The sequence below is a fragment of the Aminobacter sp. P4_D5 genome (assembly GCF_056401815.1).
The window spans coordinates 1-1,052 of sequence record NZ_JBFUIP010000425.1; the positions used below are offsets into that span (position 1 = coordinate 1).

Genomic DNA, 1,052 nt, shown 5'->3' on the forward strand with positions numbered 1-1,052 from the left:
GGTCCTCACCTGAGGCGATCGGAGTCCAGTTCGTCAAGGCGACAGTGGAGGTAACGTCCCAGTCCGGCGCGAGGACGTCGAGCCCATCCGCCCGCAGCAGCCGGTCACGTCCCTCGTGCATCCCGGCGCGGGCGAGCTCGACCGTGGTCTCGTCGCGCAGCACGTAGAGCACGCCGAGCTCGTAGTCGCCGCGGGCGAGGCGGCCGGTGATCTCCTCGCGCAACCGCTCGATGGCCCCGGCATCGGTCCGGGCGAGATAGACGGCGTCCGTCGCCAGGCCGTGGCGGGCGGCGAAGACCGCCACCTCCTCCCAGCCGCGGCCCTGGTTGCCGGCGGGCACCAGCCGGATGGCGTGGGAGCGCGGCGCCGCCTGGGCCCAGAAGGGATCGGCTAGACGCAGCGGCACCTGATCGGCTGTCGGCGGGAAGTAGCCGGCGAGGCGGGCATAGCCGGGCCGCAGGTCAACCGCCTGGACCAGCAGCAGCGCCAGCATCGCGATGCCGCCCCAGCGCGGCCCGGCGACGCGCAGCAGCCCCGCCATGCCGGCCAGGATCAGCGCATAGGCCAGGGGCCAGAAGTAGCGCTCGGAGCAGCGCAGCATGCCGGCCAGCGTCACGAGACGCTCGGGCAGGGGGATGGTCGCCACCTCGGCGCCGCCGACCGTGACGTGGTGGCTGATCGCGAAGAGCAGCATCGCCGCCAGCACCGCCATCACCGGTATCAGCCGGCGCCGCGGCGGCACGAAGAGCAGGAAGGGTAGCAGCAGGATCGCACCCAGGCCGAGATAGGAGCTACCGGATTCCGGATGATCCGGATCGGGCAGGTCCGGCATGATTCCCCCCCAGAAGGCGGGGTCGAAGGGCGCGAGCAGGTCCAGCTGCATCGTGCCGTACTGGTCGTTGCCATGGCCCGCGCTGAGGACGAAGAAGCCGGCCGCCCAGAGTCCTGCGATCCCCGCAGCGGGAACCGCGGCGAATTCCAAGATGCTCCGCCGGGACCACCAGTCGGCGATCCAGAGCGCCAGCACCATCGGCAGGATGTAGGAGTGGATC

1 protein-coding gene is annotated in these 1,052 nt (G+C 71.4%); it reads right to left on the minus strand.

What is annotated here, in order from left to right:
• On the minus strand, positions 1 to 1,052 hold a 1,052-nt coding region (locus AC1DWF_RS32470; RefSeq protein ID WP_476842632.1), incomplete at both ends, for a DUF6311 domain-containing protein.